The sequence below is a fragment of the Polaribacter irgensii 23-P genome (assembly GCF_000153225.1).
Taxonomy (GTDB): domain Bacteria; phylum Bacteroidota; class Bacteroidia; order Flavobacteriales; family Flavobacteriaceae; genus Polaribacter; species Polaribacter irgensii.
In genome coordinates this window covers 1,184,722-1,206,180 of sequence record NZ_CH724148.1, presented here as the reverse complement: position 1 = coordinate 1,206,180, position 21,459 = coordinate 1,184,722, and the positions used below count along the sequence as shown (strand labels likewise).

Annotated in this window: 15 protein-coding genes; 5 read left to right on the top strand and 10 right to left on the bottom strand. The window is 35.3% G+C overall.

Annotation, left to right across the window (positions count from 1 at the left end):
- Positions 1–18: 18 nt before the first annotated feature.
- Together nusA and rimP are read right to left on the bottom strand one after the other, a co-directional pair.
- Entirely contained in the window at positions 19–1,275 is a 1,257-nt protein-coding gene (gene nusA / locus PI23P_RS05345; protein ID WP_004569733.1) for a transcription termination factor NusA, read from the bottom strand.
- Between the two features lie 11 nt (positions 1,276–1,286).
- Positions 1,287–1,748 carry a ribosome assembly cofactor RimP gene (gene rimP, locus PI23P_RS05340; protein ID WP_004569732.1) on the bottom strand — a complete coding sequence of 154 codons (462 nt, stop codon included), beginning with the start codon at positions 1,746–1,748 and terminating at the stop codon, positions 1,287–1,289.
- Between the two features lie 174 nt (positions 1,749–1,922).
- Here rimP and PI23P_RS05335 point away from each other — a divergent pair, with 174 nt between their 5' ends.
- Positions 1,923–2,750: a universal stress protein gene (locus tag PI23P_RS05335; protein ID WP_004569731.1), complete on the top strand. Its 828-nt coding sequence runs from the start codon at positions 1,923–1,925 to the stop codon at positions 2,748–2,750.
- Positions 2,751–2,817: 67 nt separating this feature from the next.
- Here the strand turns inward: PI23P_RS05335 and PI23P_RS05330 are convergent, their stop codons facing one another.
- The 7 genes from PI23P_RS05330 to PI23P_RS05300 form a co-directional block, all read right to left on the bottom strand.
- Positions 2,818–4,410: an NADP-dependent glyceraldehyde-3-phosphate dehydrogenase gene (locus PI23P_RS05330; protein ID WP_004569730.1), complete on the bottom strand. Its 1,593-nt coding sequence runs from the start codon at positions 4,408–4,410 to the stop codon at positions 2,818–2,820.
- Positions 4,411–4,582: 172 nt separating this feature from the next.
- Positions 4,583–5,845 carry a threonine ammonia-lyase IlvA gene (gene ilvA / locus PI23P_RS05325; RefSeq protein ID WP_004569729.1) on the bottom strand — a complete coding sequence of 421 codons (1,263 nt, stop codon included), beginning with the start codon at positions 5,843–5,845 and terminating at the stop codon, positions 4,583–4,585.
- Positions 5,846–5,925: 80 nt separating this feature from the next.
- On the bottom strand, positions 5,926–7,401 hold the full coding sequence (ilvC, locus tag PI23P_RS05320; RefSeq protein WP_004569728.1) for a ketol-acid reductoisomerase: 1,476 nt from the start codon (positions 7,399–7,401) through the stop codon (positions 5,926–5,928).
- Positions 7,402–7,412: 11 nt separating this feature from the next.
- Complete coding sequence (gene ilvN, locus PI23P_RS05315; RefSeq protein WP_004569727.1) at positions 7,413–7,946, bottom strand: acetolactate synthase small subunit; 534 nt, start codon at positions 7,944–7,946, stop codon at positions 7,413–7,415.
- Between the two features lie 79 nt (positions 7,947–8,025).
- A complete protein-coding gene (gene ilvB, locus PI23P_RS05310) occupies positions 8,026–9,759 on the bottom strand; it encodes a biosynthetic-type acetolactate synthase large subunit (RefSeq protein WP_004569726.1) in 1,734 nt (577 codons plus the stop codon).
- Positions 9,760–9,800: 41 nt separating this feature from the next.
- Complete coding sequence (gene ilvD, locus PI23P_RS05305; protein WP_004569725.1) at positions 9,801–11,477, bottom strand: dihydroxy-acid dehydratase; 1,677 nt, start codon at positions 11,475–11,477, stop codon at positions 9,801–9,803.
- Positions 11,478–11,750: 273 nt separating this feature from the next.
- Positions 11,751–12,365, bottom strand: a complete 615-nt coding sequence (locus PI23P_RS05300) for an RNA polymerase sigma factor (protein WP_004569724.1) — start codon at positions 12,363–12,365, stop codon at positions 11,751–11,753.
- A 162-nt stretch (positions 12,366–12,527) separates the two neighbouring features.
- Between PI23P_RS05300 and PI23P_RS05295 the strand changes: the two genes are divergently transcribed.
- From PI23P_RS05295 to PI23P_RS05280, 4 genes are all read left to right on the top strand, one after another.
- A complete protein-coding gene (locus PI23P_RS05295) occupies positions 12,528–13,691 on the top strand; it encodes a FecR family protein (RefSeq protein WP_004569723.1) in 1,164 nt (387 codons plus the stop codon).
- Positions 13,692–13,780: 89 nt separating this feature from the next.
- Entirely contained in the window at positions 13,781–17,125 is a 3,345-nt protein-coding gene (locus tag PI23P_RS05290) for a SusC/RagA family TonB-linked outer membrane protein (RefSeq protein ID WP_018941899.1), read from the top strand.
- A gap of 39 nt (positions 17,126–17,164) precedes the next feature.
- Positions 17,165–18,760 carry a RagB/SusD family nutrient uptake outer membrane protein gene (locus PI23P_RS05285; RefSeq protein ID WP_004569721.1) on the top strand — a complete coding sequence of 532 codons (1,596 nt, stop codon included), beginning with the start codon at positions 17,165–17,167 and terminating at the stop codon, positions 18,758–18,760.
- Positions 18,761–18,969: 209 nt separating this feature from the next.
- Positions 18,970–20,325, top strand: a complete 1,356-nt coding sequence (locus PI23P_RS05280) for an MFS transporter (protein ID WP_004569720.1) — start codon at positions 18,970–18,972, stop codon at positions 20,323–20,325.
- Here PI23P_RS05280 and leuB read toward each other — a convergent pair.
- Positions 20,318–21,439 (bottom strand): 3-isopropylmalate dehydrogenase, encoded by a 1,122-nt coding sequence (gene leuB, locus PI23P_RS05275; protein ID WP_004569719.1) that lies wholly within the window; start codon positions 21,437–21,439, stop codon positions 20,318–20,320. The genes PI23P_RS05280 and leuB overlap by 8 nt on opposite strands.
- Between the last annotated feature and the right edge of the window lie 20 nt (positions 21,440–21,459).

The window sequence follows — 21,459 nt, the reverse complement described above, 5'->3', positions numbered from 1 at the left end:
TTACTCTTTACTCAGAAACTATTGCTCAAACTCCTCTTTCAAAATTCTTTGAACATCTAAAATAGTCTCTTCTTCTAAGTCGGTTCTTTTTACCAATTCTTCGACACTAGCTTCCAATACACTTCTTGCTGTATCTAAACCGATATTTTTAAACTCCTTAATAACCCAAGCTTCAATTTCATCACCAAATTCTGTTAATTCAACGTCTTCTTCTTCAAGTCCTTCTCTCTTAACGTCTATTTCATAACCCGTTAATTCACTTGCCAAACGAATGTTAACACCACCTCTACCGATTGCTTTAGAAACCTCTTCTGGCCTTAAAAGAACACTTACACGCCCTTTTTTGCCATTTCTCTCTTCCTCATACATTTCAATTTCCATTGAAGTCACTTTTGCAGGACTCAATGCTCTTGAAATGAATAATTGTTCGTTTTTGGTGTAATTAATAACATCAATGTTTTCATTACCCAACTCACGAACGATTCCATGAATTCTTGACCCTTTTACACCTACACAGGCTCCTACGGGATCGATTCTATCATCATAAGAATCTACGGCAACTTTCGCTTTTTCTCCCGGTATTCTTGCAACTCTTTCTACTGTTATTAAACCATCGAATACTTCTGGAATTTCTTGTTCAAAAAGCTTGTTTAAAAATGCAGGAGCAGTTCTTGATAAAATAATAGCAGGTTTATTACCTCTTAATTCTACTGTTTTTATAACCCCCCTAACTGAATCTCCTTTTCGAAAGAAGTCTGAGCGAATTTGTTCACTTTTTGGCAACACGATTTCATTTCCATCATCATCTAGTAAAATGATAGCATTGTGACGGATATGGTGTACCTCTGCGCTGTATAATTCTCCCTCTAATTCTTTGAAATGCTTAAATATATTTGTGCTATCGTGTTCGTATATTTTTGAAATTAAGTTTTGACGAAGCGCTAATATAGCTCTTCTTCCCAAGTCAATTAATTTAACTTCTTCAGAAACATCTTCACCTATTTCAAAATCTGGCTCGATTAAACGCGCTTCTGCTAATTCAATTTCCTCGTTATCATCCTCTGAAAAACCATCTGCAACCACGACTCTATTTCTCCAAATCTCTAAATCTCCTTTATCAGGATTGATGATGATATCAAAATTATCATCCGAACCAAACTTTCGTTTTAGCGTCGCTCTAAAAACCTCTTCTAAAATAGACATCAATGTTACTCTGTCTATGCTCTTGTTGTCTTTGAATTCTGAAAACGAATCAATTAATGCTATATTCTCCATTACGTTTTTTCTTAAAATACGATTTTCACTCTTGCTTCTATAATATCTGTATGCGCTATGGTTATTGTTTTTAAAACCGTAACTTTTCCCTTACCTATTTCTTTGGGCTCTCTCGCTTTCCATTGTAGGATTATTTTATCTTCGTCTGCAGCGGTTAAAGTTCCTTCAAACTCCTCTGCTGCTGTTTTCACCTTGAGAATTCGATTCAAATTCTTAAGGTATTGCCTCTTTACCTTTAATGGGTGTGCAATATCTGGAGTGGTAACTTCTAAAGAAAAATCCTCAGACTCTCGATCCAAATTAGCATCTATATTTTTGCTGATGCGAATACATTCGCTTAAAGGCACCCCATTATCGCCGTCTACGACAACTTTAATTTTGTCATTTACAGAGATTGATAATTCGATTAAATACAACGAGTCATTAAGTGCTAATGCTTCGTCAACTAAGTCTTTTATTGCTGTTTGATTCATACTAAACCTTAAAATGAAGTATAAAAAGAGGGGACTTTTGAGTCCCCTTCCTGCGTCCTTCACTGTAAATTTCGGTGCAAATATACAAATTGTTTGTGATTTACCAAAGCTCTAGAATTCATTATTTTTTTGTAACTTCAACTTAAGCAACTTTTAATCTTAAAACACCGACTTATGAAAAAGATTCTAGTCCCAGTAGACTTTTCTAAACCGTCTGAATATGCTGCAAGAATGGCCGCTAAAATTGCAAACAAAACTCAAGCTACAGTATATTTAATACATTTTATTGAACTTCCTTCTGGAGTTATGGATATTGGGGTTAGTAGTCGTTTTAGCATTCCTGAAAGCATGCTGTATCTGCGGAAGACAAAAGACAAGATGATCGCATTTCAACAAACTTTTTTCAGTGAGAAAATTGCGGTAGAATACTTCATAAAAATAGGCCATCCATTTGAAGGCATCAAAAAATATGTACAAAAAATTAATGCTGATTTAATTATTATGGGCTCTAAAGGACATTCAAAGTTTGATGATATTCTCATTGGCTCGAACACAGAGAAAATAGTGCGAAGCTCAAAAACGCCCGTTATCATAGTAAAAAGAAACCCTAAAAAGTTCAAATTAAAAAACGTGGTCTTTGCTTCTAATTTTAAAAAAGAAAATAAGGAAGTTTTTAGTAAGTTTTTAAACTTTGCGAATGCCTTTAACAGCAAAATTCATCTCTTACAGATCAATACACCTTCAAAATTTGAAAGTACTGCAAATTCAAAACATAAAATTAAAAATTTTATTAAAGAACACCATCTTCTAAAATTTTCTATAAATATTTATAACGACAGCTCGGTAGAAAAAGGAATCCTAAACTTTTCTAGGGAGAAAAAAGCAGACCTGATTGCTTTAAGTACGCACGGTAGGAGCGGAATATCCCATTTATTTGCAGGGAGTATTGCTAAAAACCTATCTAAAAAAGCACTTAAACCAATGTTTACTGTAAAAGTTTAAATACCAAAAAAAACCTCCTTTTCATATTTATAAAAGGAGGTTTTTAACTCAGAAAATAGAAATCTTACTATAAAATATAATCTGTATTAATAAAATTAGAATTCTTTTTATCTAATAATTCTTGCAAGATTGCATTGTTGTATTCCGTATCTTTAGCTGCTAAAAAAGTTCTAATTGAAAAAGAACGCAAAGCATCATGCACACTTAAGGTTGCCACAGCAGAATCTTTCCTTCCTGTAAAAGGATATACATCAGGACCTCGCTGTGCCGCACTATTTAGGTTTACCCTACATACTAAATTTACCAGTGTATCAATTAAGGGCGCTAAGGTTTTTACTTCACTCCCAAACACACTTACTTGCTGTCCATAATTTGAAGCGGCCATATCATCTAAAGGCTCTTGAATATTTTTAAATGAAACCACAGGAATCACCGGACCAAATTGCTCTTCTTCAAAAACTCTAGAATCTTTAGATACTGGATATAAAACTGCAGGGAAAATATAATTCTCAGTAGTTTCTCCTCCTTTTTTATTGATTATTTTCGCTCCTTTTGAAACAGCATCATCAATTAGCTCTTGGATATATGCTGGTTTTCCAGGCTCTGGTAACGGTGTTAATTTCGCATCGTCCTCCCAAGGATTTGCAAATTTCAAACTGTCTACTTTTGCTGCAAATCGCTTGTTAAATTCAGCTACAATATCTTCGTGAACGTATAATATTTTCAAAGCGGTACAACGTTGACCGTTAAAAGAGGTTGCTCCTGAAATACACTCGCTGATTGCCAAATCTAAATCTGCATCTGGCAACACAATTCCTGGGTTCTTAGCTTCTAAACCCAAGACCAAACGCAACCTGTTTTTCTGCGGATGGTTCGCTTGAATTGCATTTGCCGAAGTACTGTTTCCTATCAATGCTAAAACATCGACAAGACCTGTTTTCATAATTGGAGTTGCTAAAGTCCTTCCCCTACCGTATATCACGTTCACAACACCTGCAGGAAAACTTGTTTGAAACGCTTCTAATAAAGGAGACAATAACAAGACTCCGTGTTTTGCTGGCTTGAAGACTGCTGTATTTCCCATAATCAAAGCAGGAATTAACAAGGCAAAAGTTTCATTTAAAGGATAGTTATAAGGCCCTAAGCAAAGTACAACTCCTAAAGGACCTCTTCTTATGTGTGCATGGACGCCACTGTTTTTTTGAAACTTTGCGGAATCTCTATCCATTTGTTTATAATCTTCAATGGTATCATAAATATATTCTACCGTTCTATCAAATTCCTTTTCTGAATCTGGTAAGGTTTTACCAATTTCCCACATCAGTAATTTTACAATAGCAGCTCTTTTGGTTTTCATTTGAACCACAAATTTCTCCATGGCAGCTATTCGCCCTTCTACCTTCATTGTTGGCCACAAACCCTGACCTCTTCCGTACGCTTTCGAAGCTGCGTGTAACGCCTCAAGCGCCTCATCTCCAGTTAAATCTGGAACCGACCCCAACAAGGTAGGTTGGTATACCTCTGTTGACGAAATTGTTGAGTGTACCTCTGCCATAGCACCATTCCATACTTTCAGCACCCCATCCACTAAATAGGTGTTTTGGTTAACCAATGACGTAATTTTATATTCGTTCGGGATTTCTTTAAATATATTCTTCATAAATTGAGTTTTGTAAAAAAGCGAAGTTCTTTGATTAAAAAATAATAAATTATAGATAAAATGATTCTGAATCTACATTATCATCAAAATTAACGAAAAAAAAACATAAAATATATAAATTCCTTTTTAAAAAGCGAAAAGCATTTCGAACTTTATCAAGGCGGTAAAAAGACTAAAGTAAAAACTGTAACAAATCTGGTTTATCGTTTAAATAGTCTCCAAAAAAGCCTTTTTCCTTCATTCTTTGCATCAACGGTGCTAAATCTTTTGCTGATTTTAGCTCTAAACCAACTACTGCAGATCCATTTTCTCTATTTGTTTTTTTAGTATATTCAAAGTGAGTAATATCATCTTGCGGACCTAAAACTTCTGCAACAAAATCTTTTAAGGCTCCAGCCCTTTGTGGAAACCTAACTATAAAATAATGTTTTAAATTCGAAAATAGCATGGCACGTTCTTTAATTTCTGCAGTTCTCGTGATGTCATTATTACTTCCACTAACAATACAAACAACGCGTTTTCCCTTTATTTCGTCCGCAAAAGAATCCAAAGCCGCAATACTTAAAGCACCTGCCGGCTCTACAACAATAGCATCCTTATTATACAAGTCTAAAATTATCTGACATACTTTTCCTTCGGGAATTGTCACCATATCGTGCAAATTTTGCTGACAGATTGCAAAATTTAAATCACCCACTCTTTTAACAGCAGCGCCATCTACAAAAGAGTCAATTTTTTCTAAAGCAGTAATTTTTTTGTTTTTTAGAGAAGCAACCATCGAAGGGGCACCCTCTGGCTCTACACCAATAATTTTTGTTTCTGGAGATAAATACTTAAACACTGACGAAAGCCCAGACGACAAACCTCCACCGCCAACAGCCACAAAAACATAATCAATTGTCTTCGTTGTTTGTGTTAAGATTTCCAGACCAACGGTAGCTTGTCCTTCAATTACTTTTTCATCATTAAAAGGATGGATAAACGTTTTATTCTGCGCCTTGCAAATTGTATTTGCAACGTTGAATGCGTCGTCAAAGGTATCTCCTTCAATAACCACTTCAATAAAATCCTCACCAAACATTTTTACTTGATTTATTTTTTGATTCGGCGTTGGGGAAGGCATGAATATGGTTCCTTTTACCTTCAAAAGCTTGCACGACAAAGCAACACCTTGCGCATGATTTCCAGCACTTGCACATACAATTCCACGTTTCTTTTCATCTGCATTCAAAGAAGACATTTTATTATAGGCACCTCTAATTTTATAAGAACGAACCACTTGTAGATCCTCTCTTTTAAATAAAATAGTTGCATCAAACTGCTTCGAAAGATTGCTGTTTTTATTTAATGGTGTTTTATATGCAACTCCTTCTAAATTTTTAGCCGCAGCCTTTACGTTCTCGAGACTCGGAAAATAAACTTGTTTTATTTGCATTGTATTGAATTTATGATCAAAGCCTGTCAGAATTTAAACGCTGACAGGCTTTGATAAAATTTAAAATCTTAAGGGTCTCTTTATACCGATTTTATAACTTTCATTGCTGTCATAGAAGCTCTTAATTTTGCTCCTACAATTTCTACTGGGTGGTTTCTAATAATCCCATTAATTCGAATCAGCTCTTTGTTATCAATATCATTTACATCTGTAAATTTTTTACCAATAAGATCTGTGCCAACTGTTTTCATGAAGTTCGTTAACAACGGTTTACAAGCGTGATCAAATAAATAACAGCCATATTCTGCAGTGTCAGAAATTACCCGGTTCATTTCAGCCAATTTCATTCTTGCAATTGTATTTGCTATTAATGGGGTTTCGTGCAAAGATTCGTAATACGCAGATGCCTCTATAATTCCAGAGTCTGTCATTGCTTCAAAAGAAAGCTCTACTCCAGCCCTTACAAAAGCTACTAATAAAGTTCCGTGATCAAAATACTCTTGTTCAGAAATCTCTTTTGTTGTAAGTACCTGTTTTTCAAAAGCTGTTTCCCCTGTTGCTGCCCTCCAAATTAACAAGTTTTTATCGTCATTCGACCAATCTTCCATCATGGTTTCAGAAAAATGACCTGTCATAATATCATCCATATGTTTTTGAAACAACGGACGCATGATCTCTTTTAATTCCTCAGAGATTTCAAATGCTTTTACTTTGGCAGGATTCGACAAGCGATCCATCATATTTGTAATTCCACCGTGCTTCAAGGCCTCTGTTACTGTTTCCCAACCATATTGAATTAATTTAGCGGCATAACCTGGCTCAATTCCTTCGGCTACCATTTTATCAAAAGATAAAATAGCTCCTGTCTGCAACAACCCACATAGAATGGTTTGCTCTCCCATTAAATCGGATTTTACTTCTGCCACAAAAGAAGACTCTAAAACACCTGCTCTGTGACCACCAGTTCCAACAGCATATGCTTTTGCTTGCGCCCATCCTTTATTTTCTGGATCATTTTCTGGATGCACCGCAATTAATGTTGGCACTCCAAATCCTCTTTTATACTCCTCTCTCACTTCAGATCCAGGGCATTTAGGAGCCACCATAATTACCGTTAAATCTTTTCGAATCTGTGTTCCTTCTTCGACGATATTAAAACCGTGAGAATAGGACAAAGTTGCTCCTTTCTTCATCAAAGGCATCACCGTATTTACAACGTTTGTATGTTGCTTGTCTGGCGTTAAGTTTAGCACTAAGTCTGCAGTAGGAATTAATTCCTGATAGGTTCCCACCGTAAATCCATTTGAATTGGCATTCACAAAAGAAGCTCTCTTTTGGTCGATAGCCTCCTGTCTTAAAGCATAAGAAATATCCAAACCAGAATCTCTCATGTTTAAACCTTGATTCAAGCCTTGTGCACCGCAGCCCACAATAACAATTTTCTTTCCTTTCAACGCCGCTACGCCTTCTTCAAATTCTGAAGCATCCATAAAGCGACATTTTCCTAATTGTTCTAATTTTTCTCTTAATGTTAATGTGTTAAAATAATTTGACATTTTAATGTATTTTAATTGTTATTGTAGGTTTCCAACAATGCTGAAATTTTCATTTCTTCTTTGGTAATGGCCACGCGACCCGATCGTGTATACTGCATGATTCCAAAGACACTCAATTGATCGTATAATGCTACTACCTCTTCTTTTTTACCCGATTTTTCTAAAACAAAAAATTCTTTGTTTACCGTAACGATTCGCGCGTTGCTTTCTTTGATGATATTCTGGATCTGAGGCTCTTCAAACAAAAGCTCAGATTTTATTTTAAACAAGCCTGAAATCTGATAAATGGTTTCGTCATCATTGTGATAATATGCCTTAATAACTTCTACCTGCTTCTCTATCTGCCCAATAATTTTCTTTACATTTTCCACTGTCATATTTACCACAATCGTAAATTTAGCAATGCCTTCAATTTCTGATGGAGAAATATTTAAACTTTCAATATTGATATGTCTTCTTTGGAAAATTGCTGAAATCCGATTCAGCAGTCCAATATTATTTTCAGTGTATACTGAAATCGTAAATAATTGCTTTTCTGTACTCATATCTTTTTAAAAAGATTTTGGAAGTAAGTTCATAGAAATCTTATAAAACTCCCTCTTTATTCCTTGTTTTTTTTAAAGTTTACTCCAATCTAATTTGTGAAACGCTTGCTCCAGTGGGTACCATTGGAAATACGTTTCCTTCTTTTTCTACAAGCACTTCTAAAAAATAAGCATCTTTACTCGCCATCATTTCTGCAACCGCCTCTTTTAAATCCTCTCTTTTAACTACTTTCCGAGCTTTGATGTAATAGCCCTCTACAATTGCCACAAAATTTGGATTTACCATTTCTGTAGAAGCATAGCGTTTTTCAAAAAACAACTGCTGCCACTGTCTAACCATCCCTAAAAACTCATTGTTTAAAACCACCATTTTAAGGGCTACTTTCTGTTGAAAAATGGTTCCCAATTCTTGGATGGTCATTTGAAAACCTCCATCTCCAGAAATTGAAACAACTTCCCGCTCAGGAGCTGCCATTTTAGCACCAATTGCTGCAGGCAGACCAAAACCCATGGTGCCCAATCCACCAGAAGTAATATTACTTTTCGTCTGATTAAATTCCGCATATCTGCACGCAATCATCTGGTGCTGTCCCACGTCTGTAACAATTGCTGCCTCTCCTTTACTTTGAATATTAATTTCTTTGATTACCTCGCCCATTGTCAATCCCTCTTTTGTTGGGTGAATATCTCCTTTAATTACTTTCTCATATTCAATTTCATACAAGTCTTTAAACTGCTGATGCCAAGCTTCATGCGTGTTTTCATTAATTAAAGGTAAAATAGCTTCTAAAGTTGCTTTTGCATCTCCTAAAACTGCCACATCTGTTTTTATATTCTTATCTACTTCTGCTGGATCAATTTCAAAATGAATCACTTTTGCCTGGGTAGCATACTCGTCTAACTTCCCCGTAACTCGGTCATCAAAACGCATTCCAATGGCGATTAAAAGATCACATTCATTGGTTAATTTATTGGGAGCATAATTACCATGCATGCCCAACATACCCACATTTAGAGGATGTGAAGTTGGCAACGCCGAAGCACCTAAAATTGTCCACGCAGCCGGAATTCCAGCTTTTTCTACAAACGCTTTAAACTGGGCTTCTGCAACACTTAAAACAACCCCTTGCCCCCATATGATTAAAGGTTTTTTAGCAGCATTAATTAATTTAGCCGCTGCCTCTAAAGTCCCTGCCACTGTTTTTGGAATTGGCACATAACTTCTTATTTTAGTACATTTTTCATAGGAGAAATCAAATTCTTCAAACTGTGCATCTTTTGTGATGTCTACTAAAACGGGACCTGGCCTTCCACTTCTTGCAATGTAAAAAGCTTTTGCCAAAGCTATTGGAATGTCAGCAGCCCTGGTCACTTGACAATTCCACTTTGTTACTGGTGTTGAAATCCCTACAATATCTGTTTCCTGAAAGGCATCACTTCCCAACAAATGTGAAGGAACCTGCCCTGTAATGCAGACCATTGGCGTAGAGTCTATCTGCGCATCCGCAATACCTGTAACTAGATTGGTTGCTCCAGGACCAGAAGTTGCAATTGCCACTCCTACTTGCCCCGAAATTCTTGCAAAACCTTGGGCAGCATGTGCTGCTCCTTGCTCGTGACGCGCTAAAACATGGTGAATTTTATCTTGATATTTATACAACTCGTCATATACTGGCATAATGGCCCCTCCAGGGTATCCATAAATTATTTTTACGTCTTCTGCAATTAAGCACCTTACGATTGCCTCGCTACCAGAAATTCTTTCGGTAACCTTTGCTGTTATGTCTTTATCTACTATGGTTTGCGTTTCCATATTCTTTTAGTTTAGGTGCTGCTTGTGCAGGAGCACGATTTTTATAAGTCTGTTACACATCCTTTAGATGCGGATGCTACTGTTTTTGCATATTTATACAAAATTCCTTTTGTATGCTTTAGTGCGGGTGCAACCCATTTTACTTTTCTTGCTGCAATTTCATCCTCAGAAATTAAAACATTAATAGAATTATCTTCTGCACTAATTCTAATTGTATCGCCAGTTTTTAAAATCCCAATGGTTCCTCCCGATTGTGCTTCTGGTGTAATGTGTCCAACAACAAAGCCATGTGTTCCTCCAGAAAATCTTCCATCTGTAATTAATGCTACAGACTTTCCTAAACCTGCACCCATAATTAAGGACGTAGGTTTCAGCATTTCTGGCATTCCTGGACCTCCTCGAGGACCCACGTATCTAATAACGACGACATCTCCTCTTTCTACCTCTCCATTTGTAATCCCTGTATTTGCAGCTTGCTCACCATCATACACGACAGCTTTTCCTTCAAAAAGTAGCCCTTCGTTTCCAGATATTTTTGCTACTGCTCCTTCAGTTGCTAGGTTTCCATAAATTATTTGAATATTTCCTGATGATTTTAATGCGTTCTCTTTTGGGTAAATCACATCTTGCTCTTCAAATTCCATCGCCTTAACATTTGCTAAATTCTCAGCCAATGTTTTTCCTGTAACCGTCAAACAATCCCCGTGCAAATAGTCATTTTCTAATAAATATTTCATGATCGCAGGTGTGCCTCCAATATTATGCACATCTTCCATAAGATATTTTCCTGATGGTTTCAAATCTGCAATTAATGGTGTTCTGTCACTCACTCTTTGAAAATCCTCTAAAGTAAACTCAATATCTGCAGCGTGCGCAATTGCTAAGAAATGCAAGACGGCATTTGTTGACCCTCCTAACGCATTTACAAGGGTAATGGCATTTTCTAAAGATTTCTTAGAAATAATATCTAAAGGTTTTAAATCTAATTCTAGTAAGTTTTTAATCGCCAAGGCAGTTCTTTCCGCTTCAGACAATTTATTCGGATTTTCTGCCGGAATTGAAGAATTATAAGGCAATGAGAACCCCATACATTCAATCGCAGAAGCCATTGTATTTGCAGTGTACATACCACCACACGCTCCAGCGCCTGGAATGGCCCTCTTAATTATTTCTCGATACTCTTCTTCTTCAATTTCTCCAGACATCTTTTGACCTAAAGCCTCAAAAGCGGAAACAATATTTAACTTTTTTCCTTTGTAATTTCCCGATGCAGTCGAGCCGCCATACATCATTATCGCAGGGCGATTTAAACGCAGCATGGCAATCACTGATCCTGGCATATTTTTATCACAACCCACAATAGCAATTACTGCATCGTAACTTTGTGCATTCATAACCGTTTCGATAGAGTCTGCTATGATATCTCTTGAAACTAAAGAATAATTCATGCCTGAAGTTCCCATAGAAATTCCATCTGACACCCCAATTGTATTGAACCCTAAACCGACTAAACCCGCAATATTACACTCTACTTTAACCTCTTCTTTTAGATGATTTAAATGCATATTACAAGGATTTCCGTCATATCCAGTACTTGCAATACCAATTTGCGCCTTCTGCATGTCCTCATCTGTTAAACCTACAGCGTACAACATTGCTTGTGATGCCGGTTGAGATTCATCTTGTGTTAATCTTTTGCTATGTTTGTTTAATTCCATTTATTGTTTTCTTCAATTGTTTGACTAAATTACGGTGTTTCTCTAATTTCAATGCATATTATTCAATACCGAAACCTAAATTCAGGTATTAAAAAAATTATATAAAACACTAAAAACTAGTATTTTGTATAATTTTTATTATGATACTCAATGGGTGAAATAAAATCATAAAAAAAACCTCCATTTTACAAGAAGGTTTATTTCATAGAATAGGATAGACTATTGTTTAAGTTTTGAGAATATTTCCCATAAAAGAGACTCTAATAAGCTGAATTATTTGAGCGATGCATCTGTAAAATTATTTATACTTTTCGCACAGTTAAAATCAAACAATAGAAAGAAAATCGTTTTTACTTTGCTGTGAAGCTTATTTCTTAGAATTTTAAAGGCTCTTGTCATATGGCCTTCAATTGTTTTTATAGAGATGTTTAAGTGTTCAGATATTTCGATGTGTGTTAATCCTTCTTTTTTATTAAGTAAAAATATTTCTCTACATTTTGGTGGTAAATCACGAATCTCTTTGTCCACTAATTGCAGCAGTTGGTCTAAATTTTCATCCGAATTTTCGACCACTAGATCTACAGATTCTAAATATTTTTTTTCTAAAAAAAACACGGGTTTATTCTTTCTGTATTGGTTAATAAACTCATTATAAACCGATTTATATAAATAACTTTTTATAGAAAATGACGTATTTATATTCTTCTTATTTGACCAAACTTTTACAAATACATTTTGAACAATATCTTGAGCCGCTGCATGATCGTGAGATAATGTATATGCATAGCCGCATAATTTTTGATAAAAAGAATGCATCAAGAAATCGTAGGCTTTCGCATTGCCTAGTTTCATTTGTTCTGCTAAAAATAAATTATCGTTAAAATCCAAAAAAGTCTAATTTTAAAAACAAATCTATACAAATAAAATTGAATATGAGAAAAACGCATTAAATTGATGAAAAAAAAATAATCTAATAAAAATAGAGGGGTGTTATTAAACAATACGTAATAAAGATATAGAACAAAAACAATAAGTGTAATTTAAGTTGAAATGAAGGATCTAGAAATAGAAAAAATAATTATCAAATACATCCAGCAAGAAGCAAATTACAGTGAATTAAAAAAGCTTGATTTATGGCTTAAGGATAAGACTAATAACGAACTTTTTAATCATTTTGTGAAAACCGAATATTTAATTGCAATTAATTTAGGAAACTACAATTTACAAAAAGGGAAAAAGGCTATTAGAAAGAAACTTGATTTGCAAAGAAGAAAAAGAAAAGTTGCTATTATAAAAAAAATGTCTCTTGCTGCTTCCATCGTTATTGTTTTAAGTTGCTCTATTTCGCTACTGATAGGAGATAATAGCTCATTAAAAAACAGTCTTATTGAGACGCCTATTGAAATAAAAGTCAATAAGGCAATTCTTACTTTAAATAACGGAGAAAAAATAAATTTAGATTCCAATAAAAAATACAGTGCAAACAACGCAGCAGGAAATGACAAAGAACTTTTGTATTTGCCAAAAAATGAAACAGAGAAGACCGTTGAAAAATTAGCCTATAATTACTTGACAATCCCTAGAGGTAGCGATTTTTTTGTTCAACTTTCTGACGGGACAAAAATATTCTTAAACTCAGATTCAAAAATAAAATACCCAGTAACTTTTAATGAAGGAAAAACCAGAAAAGTTGAGCTGCTTTACGGAGAAGCTTATTTTGAAGTATCACCAAGCTCTAAACACAACGGAGATTCATTTACAGTACTTACAAAAAACCAAGAAGTGCTTGTTTTAGGAACTCACTTTAACGTGAAAGCATACAAAGAAGACCGCCTAGTGTACACCACCCTAATAGAAGGAACGGTGAAGGTAAATAGCGGTTTAAATGCTATTTTGTTAGCACCAAATCAACAATCTAGAGTTTCTAATGATACAAAATTTATAGAAGTTTTAAATGTAGATGTGTCTCACGAAGTTGCTTGGGTTAAAGGACTCTTCTCTTTTAACAATGCGCCTCTTAAAGAAATTATGAAAACGCTATCTAGACATTATAATGTCGAAGTAATTTTTGAATCGGAAAAAATAAAAAAATACAAATTCACAGGAATCTTAGAAAGTAAAACAGCACTCAAAGAAATTTTAAAATTCTTTGAATCGATAAGCGATGAAAATATAAAGTACAGTTTAAATGATAATAAAATAAGAATAAAATAAAAAAGGAAATGGCCTCACCTTGGACAGTATCAGCCATTTTCCAATCGACTTTAATTAAAAAGATGTTTAACTAAATCAAATGCAAATTTATGAATTTTAAATTTACTAAAAACAGCGTTCACCCTTATCGTGGACTCCTAAGAACAATTATGAAAAGTTTTCTTTTTCTCTTTTGTACACTATCTTTTGCTTTAGGACCTAAAAAGGGGTTCTCGCAGGATGCAAAAATAACTATTGAAAAAGATATGGAAATAGGAATTGGTGCAGTCTTTAAACTTATTAATGAACAAACAGACTACACGTTTGTATATCGAAATGATGTATTAAAAGAGGCTTCCAAATTACAGCTAAAAAAAGGCATCATAAAGGCAAGTGTTTTATTAAAGCAATGTTTGTCTCCGAACAACTTAACCTATGAATTTACAAAAAACAAAACAATTCTTGTAAAAAAGAGCGAAGCCAACAACATTCAAAAAGAATCCAAAAAAGCACAAGCAACCTTAAAAATTACAGGGGTTATAACTGACAAGGCTGGTGGGCCTTTGCCTGGTGCAAGTGTCTTAGAAAAAGGAACCACCAATGGAGTTAGTACAGATTTTGATGGCAATTACACAATAGCCGTTACTGATAGAAATGCAGTATTAGTTGTTGCCTTCATTGGGTATGCTTCTAAAGAGGTTCCCGTGTTAGAGAATACTGAGATTAATATTATCTTACAAGAAGATGCTGCAAATTTAGATGAAATTGTAATTATTGGATATGGTTCTGTAGCTAAAAAAGACTTGACAGGCTCTGTTGGTGTTGTAAGTAATATTGGAGAAAGACCAGTTACCAGTACTGCCGCAGGTCTGCAAGGTAGTGTGTCTGGTGTTACGATATCTAACACTGGTGGAGATCCTACGGCACAACCTAATGTACAAATTAGAGGGTTAGGAACCGTAAATAACGAATCTCCTTTATACGTTGTAGACGGTGTTCCTTATTTTGGAGGACCTATTAATCCTTTTGATATTGCTTCAATCAGCATTCTAAAAGATGCTTCTTCACAAGCTATTTACGGAGTAAGAGCCGCTGGTGGAGTCATTTTAATAACTACCAAGAAGGGGAAAAACGGAAAACTATCTTTCGATTTTAATAGTTTTAGTTCTATGGTATCTGCAAAAAAACCAAAGGCCTTGAGCGCAGCTGACCGGGTTACTTATTTAACGCAAGCTGGTTTTGACACCAGCTCTAATCCTGTTGAATATAGCACGGTTACCAGAACTGATTGGGTAGATGAAATTTTTAGAACAGGCGTTGTTCAAAACTATGACATTGGTGTAAGAGGTGGTAATGAAAAAAATACATTTGCATCTTCTATTGGTTATAATACCACAGAGGGAACTTTAATAAATACAAATGCAGAACGATTAACTTTTAGATTAAGTTCTTCCTTTAAAGTAAATGACAAACTAAAAATTGGAGAAAATATTTACTACACTAGGACAAGTGGTAACTCCGTATTTACAGGAACTACCGATGAAAATGGTGGGCAGAGTTATAACGGAATTATAGCACAGGCTATTAAAGCAAATCCAGGTGTCGCTGTTTTTGATGAACGTGGAAATTATTCAGATTTACTATCAGTAAGTACGATTAATCCAGTTTCTACATTAGAAAGGTTAGATATTGAGGATGTGAATCAAGATTTTTTCGCAAACTTGTATTTTGATTATAAAATTTTAGACAATTTAAAATTAAAGTCGAGTTTCGGTATCAATTCTAAAACAAGAAATTTTCAACAATTTAAGCCTAAAAGTCCAGAAGTTTCTAAAACTAGAACGGATCAAAATAGCCTAGATTATTTAACCGGTGAACAGCAAGATTGGTCTTTAGAGACCACGCTTACATATAACGAAACTTTTAAAGATGTTCATAATTTAACACTGTTAGCGGGTAATACCTTACAGCGTTTTGAAAGTAGTATTTTTAGCATAACAGGTAGAGATTTTTCTTCAGAGCTCCCGAATCTTAGACAACTTGTAAACGCTACTTCATGGACAAAACCTCTTACTAGCTATAATTCGAACTCTTTAGTTTCTTATTTTGGTAGAGCTATTTATGCCTATGATCAGAAATATATTCTTACGACCAGTTTAAGAGCAGACGGAACTTCAAAATTACCGAGTTCCGCCTCGGAAAACACGTGGGGTACGTTTCCATCAGTAGCAGTTGCATGGAGAATGTCCAATGAAAATTTTTTAAAAGAGAATAAAACGATTAGCAATTTAAAGTTAAGAACTAGTTGGGGTATTATTGGAAACATCAATTCTTTAGACAACTACCCTACAGATATTCGATTGGCTACCGTAAATACCGTTCTGGGTGCAGATGACAACAATTACCTTTCAGGCCTTGCTTTAGACGGAAGATCAAATTCAAATATTAAATGGGAGCTCACAAAGTCTCTTAATTTTGGTGTAGACCTTAGCCTATTTAATAATGCATGGTCTGTAACAGGAGATTATTTTATTAAAACTACAGATGATATGCTCCTTAGATTACAAGGAAGTACACTTGAAGGAATTGGTGAGTTTCCTTTCGTAAATGGAGGATCTGTTGAAAATAAAGGATTTGAATTAAGCCTAAATTATCAAAAAAACCAAGGTGACTTTACCTATAAATTTTCTGGTAATTTATCTAAAATTGATAATACGCTAACATCAGTTTCAAACGATTCTTCGATACCACATATTATAGGGTATAATGTTGCTAGTCATACACCGCTCTTAACTGAAATTGGTGAATCTTTATTTTCTTATTATGTTTTAGAAACAGCTGGTGTTTTTCAAACAGATGCGGAAGCAACTGCTTATGCAGTGCAACCAAATGCAGTTGCAGGAGATTTAAAATTTGTTGACCACAATGGTGATGGCAAAATTACTGATGATGACCGCGTTACAAGGGGTAGTGCATTCCCAGACATTACCTATGCTTTTAATGCCGATTTTAATTATAAAAACTTCGATATGCGCGTTTTCTTGCAAGGAGTGAGTGGTTCCAGTGCCTATAATGGCTTTAAATTAACCACAGTATATCCAAATCAAACATCAGTTGGCCCAGAAGCAAATTTATCTGCTGACGCTATGGATACATGGAGCCCAAACAATACGGGATCCTCTAACTTCAGATTAGGCGGAGCTGGAGACAATTTAAGACCCTCTGATTTTTGGATTGAAGACACCAGTTACTTAAGACTAAAAAACATAACTATTGGATATACATTTCCTGCAATAAAAGGAATCAGCAGGCTAAGAGTTTATGCAGCAGGTGAAAATTTATTTACGCTTACAAACTATTCGGGATTAGATCCAGAGGTTGGGAATAGAGGTTTAGATGGTGGACAATATCCGCTTGCGACTACCTTCACAATCGGACTAAATGTGGGCTTTTAATTTACAGCAAATCAATTAATAATATAAATTTCAAAAACAATGAAAAAATATATATCAGTACTAATATTAGCGCTATTTGGACTAACAGGTTGCGAAAATTTTTTAGAAGAACAACCCAAAGGAGAGCCTACCAACGCTAATTTTTGGAAAACAGAAGCAGATGTGATTTCTGCCACAACTGCTCTCTACATCTTTAATGATTACCAAGGAATATACGGAAGAGGAATGAACCTTTATTCTTTGGTGCCAAGTGACGATTTTGTCGTTGGAAAACCAAAGTCTCAAATTGAAGAAATTAAGGACTTTATAACCTCTGGGAATGGTTCTTATACAAGAGATATTTGGCCGATGCATTTTATCGTTATCAAAAGAGCGAACGATATCATACGCAATGTAACCGATTTAGATATTAATGCCGAAGTAAAAAACTTTGCTTTAGGAGAAGCTTATTTTATGAGAGGTTTGGCCTATTTTCAATTATCCCTCTTATATGGAGATGACAACTCTGGAGGAATTCCGATTATTGATGAAACAGTTGCTGAAGATTTTTTTATTGAAAGACCTGCTTCAGTCAGCATAAGTTACGCGTTTGCTGCAGCAAGTTTTGAAAAAGCAGCAGAATTGTTACCTTATTTTAATGCAGCTGACAGTGAGCGTTTTGGAAGACCCCATAAAAATGCAGCGCTTGGTTATTTAGCAAGAACACACTTACACAACGCAGAATATAACGCTGCTTCTTGGGATATTGTAATTACCGCATGTGACCAAGTTATAAATTCTAATAAAAATGCTTTAGAAACTAATTTTAAAGATGCGTTTAAAATTGCGAGTAACTGGGGGCCCGAATATCTTTGGTCTGTACCAAGTAATACAGTAGGTGGTAGTATGTTCGCTGGAGCATCACTAGAAAATAGGGCTTGGGGTAAGTATAATGGCTGGGGATATTTTGCGCCAACCAAGGAGTTGTACGATTCTTACGAAACTGGCGACGAAAGAAGAGATGCCACCTTGTTAGCATTTGGAGACGAATTTGAATTTTTTGGGAGTACTAGGAAATATGCCTCTGCAAATAATTTAACAGGTTTTCAATTAAAAAAATTCTTAGAGCCTTATGGCTATGCTAGCCCAATTCATCTAAATCCGAACGGAGACCATCCTTCGACAGACTTAAATTTACCATTATTAAGATATTCGCATATTTTATTGATGAAAGCAGAAGCTTTGATTGTAAAAAATGGCGCGGGATCAGGAGATACCGAAATTAATTTAGTTCGAGCACGTGCAGGATTAGCTGCAAAAACAGGCGCAACTTTAGAAGACTTAAAGTCAGAGAGAAGAGCGGAATTTGCGGGAGAGCTACTTGGGCGCTACGAAGATTTGTGCCGTTGGGGTGATGTTGCTAAAATTAAGGGAGCTTTGCATGGAAAAAGACATTTAGGTGTTGTGTTTGACACCTCTGAAGGAGAGAATAAAGGTTTTCCTGTAAATTCTACAGACTTTACGCAAAACTTTCCAACCACAGAAGTTTGGAAAGAAAGAAGCAACTTTATCTTATCAACCCATCGTATTTGGCCCATTCCTGCCAATGCAATAGATACAAGTAGAGAGACATTATCACAAAATAAAGGCTGGTAATCATCCTATTTATCGGTATATAAGTTTGGATTATTTGTAAATGACAAGTATGTTTTTATTGCATACTTGTCATTTTTTAGCTCATTTTCTGCCGTTTCCCGTGCATACAAATACAAGATATTAGTATTTCAATCTATCTGTTTCTAACAACTTCTTAGGGATCTTATAATTTAACACCCAAAATCTTATGAAGCTTAAAATTAAAGTATATGTTTAAAATAAAAATTCCTTCCTTCAAACAAATACCACCATCCGAAGACAAAACTCCAGCGGAATTAGTACCTAAAAAATTTAAATACTGGCGCTGGCGGATGTTTATTGGCATGTATTTGGGATATACTATATTTTACTTTACACGAAAAAACATTTCTCCTGCGTTGCCGCTAATTAGTGATAAATTAGAGATTGATATTATCCAATTGGGCATATTAAGTAGTGTATTCTATATTGTTTACGGCATTGGTAAATTTATTAGTGGAATGTTTGCGGATAGAGCAAATATTAGAATGTTTATGGCGATTGGACTTTTTTTAGCCTCAATAATCCATTTATTTATCGGTTTTTTAGATAGTTTGTATTTAATCGTTTTCTTTTGGGGACTGAATGGCGCTTTTCAATCGATGGGATTTCCCCCAATAGCTAAAGGATTAGTGCACTGGTTCTCGCCAAAAGAAAGAGCTACAAAATGGACCCTTCTTTCTTCTTCACATACAGCAGGAACCTTTGGAGTGGGTTTGCTAGTGGCAGGTATTATTAACTTATACAATAAAGGCCTTGTTGGTTGGGAAGCTGTTTTCTATATTCCCGGCATCATCGGGTGTCTTACCGCTATCTTTCTGTTTATAACGCTAAGAGATAGACCTGTATCTTTAGGATTGCCAGAGATTGAAGATTTCAAAAAAGACAGTGCTTTGTTAGTCTTATCTAAAAACACAAAATCCCATTGGGAAATTTTAAAAAAATACATATTTACAAATAAATATATTTGGATTTTAAGTTTGGCAAATATGTTTATTTACATCATCAGATTTGGCACTTTAGATTGGGCAACTATATTTCTATATGATGTAAAGGGAATAGACCAAGTAAGTGTGGCTATCTTTTGGACCCTAATGCCTTTGGCAGGAATTCCTGGAGGAATCGTTGCTGGTTATTTAGCAGATCGTTTTTGGAATGGGCGTTGTGCACCTATTAATGTTATTTATTTAATACTCTTAACGTTTAGTATTTTAGGTTTTTATTTTTACTCTGGACCTAATAATATTGTTATTACAGGAGTGTCTCTATTGCTGATTGGTTTTTTAATTGATGGACCACAGAATTTAATTAGTGGCGTTCAAACATCTCGGGTAACTGTAAAAGAAGCGATTTCTGCAGCCTGCGGTATGACTGGGTTTTTTGGATATGTAGGCGCTACATTTTCTGGAATAGGCTTAGCATACATTACAGAATCTTTTGGTTGGCTTGGAATGTATCTAACCTGCGCCTCCTCTGCAATTTTCTGCATCATTTTAGTTTTAATGACTTGGAAAAAAGAGAAAACAAATGCTATTAATACTATATAATAGTACTTTGACCCGCATGAATATTCATAAAGTTCAGGTTACTATCCTCCTGATTTAAAATGTAATCAGCAATAAAATCTCCAACATTAGAAGTAGAAGCTGGATATTTATTTTTTCCTTTAATATCCTGTGTCATAATCCCTAAAATTAGAGATTTTTCCACGGCACGCTCTATCGCGCCAGCTTCTTCATGCAAACCTAAATACTCTAAAAGCATTCCTGCAGATAAAATAGATCCTATTGGGTTTGCAGTGTCCTTCCCTTTGGCTGTTGAAAAAGAGCCGTGTATGGGTTCAAATAATGCGTTTTCTGGTCCTATTGAGGAAGATGCTAGTAAACCTATGGAACCACTGATGACACTTGCTTCATCCGAAATGATATCTCCAAATAAATTTTCTGTAAGAATTATATCAAACTGTTTTGGATTTATAATTAGTTGCCTTGCTGCATGCTCTATGTATAGATATTCCAACACAACATCTTTGTATTGTTTTGCAATTTCGGTAACCGTCTTTCTCCACAAGCGAGAAGTTTCTAAAACATTCGCTTTGTCAATTAAAGTTACTTTTTTCCTTCTGCTCTGGGACGCTTTAAAAGCAATATGTGTTATTCTTGAAATTTCTTCCACCGTATAAGATGAAATATCAAAAGCAGTCAGACCATCCGTACTTGTTTCTTTTTTTCCTGAGTAAATACCTCCAGTTAGCTCCCTATAAATAATAATATCAGTTCCAATAATTATTTCTCTCTTTAAAGGAGAGTTTTTAATAAGACTATCAAAAGCTTTTACGGGCCTTGTATTACAAAATAAACCAAGCGCCTGTCTCAGTTGCAGAAGGCCTTGTTCTGGGCGCACTTTTGCCCCGGGATCACTGTCGTATTTAGGGTCTCCAATAGCACCAAATAAAATTGCGTCTGCTCCCTTGCAAATCGCAATAGTTTCTTCAGGCAAAGGCTTTCCAAAACGCTCGATTGCACACGCACCCATTTGAGCTTCTTGATATAAGAAAACGTGGTCATACATTTCTGCAACTGCATCCAGCGCTTTTTTTGCTTGATTAACAACTTCTGGCCCAATGCCATCTCCAGGAATTACCGCGATTGTATATTTCATTTATAGGCTTATTTCAAGAT

Excerpts from the sequence above, each read along its gene's own strand:
- nusA (WP_004569733.1), bottom strand. The coding sequence starts at position 1,275 with ATGGAGAATATAGCATTAATTGATTCGTTTTCAGAATTCAAAGACAAC.
- rimP (WP_004569732.1), bottom strand. The coding sequence starts at position 1,748 with ATGAATCAAACAGCAATAAAAGACTTAGTTGACGAAGCATTAGCACTT.
- PI23P_RS05335 (WP_004569731.1), top strand. The coding sequence starts at position 1,923 with ATGAAAAAGATTCTAGTCCCAGTAGACTTTTCTAAACCGTCTGAATAT.
- PI23P_RS05330 (WP_004569730.1), bottom strand. The coding sequence starts at position 4,410 with ATGAAGAATATATTTAAAGAAATCCCGAACGAATATAAAATTACGTCA.
- ilvA (WP_004569729.1), bottom strand. The coding sequence starts at position 5,845 with ATGCAAATAAAACAAGTTTATTTTCCGAGTCTCGAGAACGTAAAGGCT.
- ilvC (WP_004569728.1), bottom strand. The coding sequence starts at position 7,401 with ATGTCAAATTATTTTAACACATTAACATTAAGAGAAAAATTAGAACAA.
- ilvN (WP_004569727.1), bottom strand. The coding sequence starts at position 7,946 with ATGAGTACAGAAAAGCAATTATTTACGATTTCAGTATACACTGAAAAT.
- ilvB (WP_004569726.1), bottom strand. The coding sequence starts at position 9,759 with ATGGAAACGCAAACCATAGTAGATAAAGACATAACAGCAAAGGTTACC.
- ilvD (WP_004569725.1), bottom strand. The coding sequence starts at position 11,477 with ATGGAATTAAACAAACATAGCAAAAGATTAACACAAGATGAATCTCAA.
- PI23P_RS05295 (WP_004569723.1), top strand. The coding sequence starts at position 12,528 with ATGAAGGATCTAGAAATAGAAAAAATAATTATCAAATACATCCAGCAA.
- PI23P_RS05290 (WP_018941899.1), top strand. The coding sequence starts at position 13,781 with ATGAATTTTAAATTTACTAAAAACAGCGTTCACCCTTATCGTGGACTC.
- PI23P_RS05285 (WP_004569721.1), top strand. The coding sequence starts at position 17,165 with ATGAAAAAATATATATCAGTACTAATATTAGCGCTATTTGGACTAACA.
- PI23P_RS05280 (WP_004569720.1), top strand. The coding sequence starts at position 18,970 with ATGTTTAAAATAAAAATTCCTTCCTTCAAACAAATACCACCATCCGAA.
- leuB (WP_004569719.1), bottom strand. The coding sequence starts at position 21,439 with ATGAAATATACAATCGCGGTAATTCCTGGAGATGGCATTGGGCCAGAA.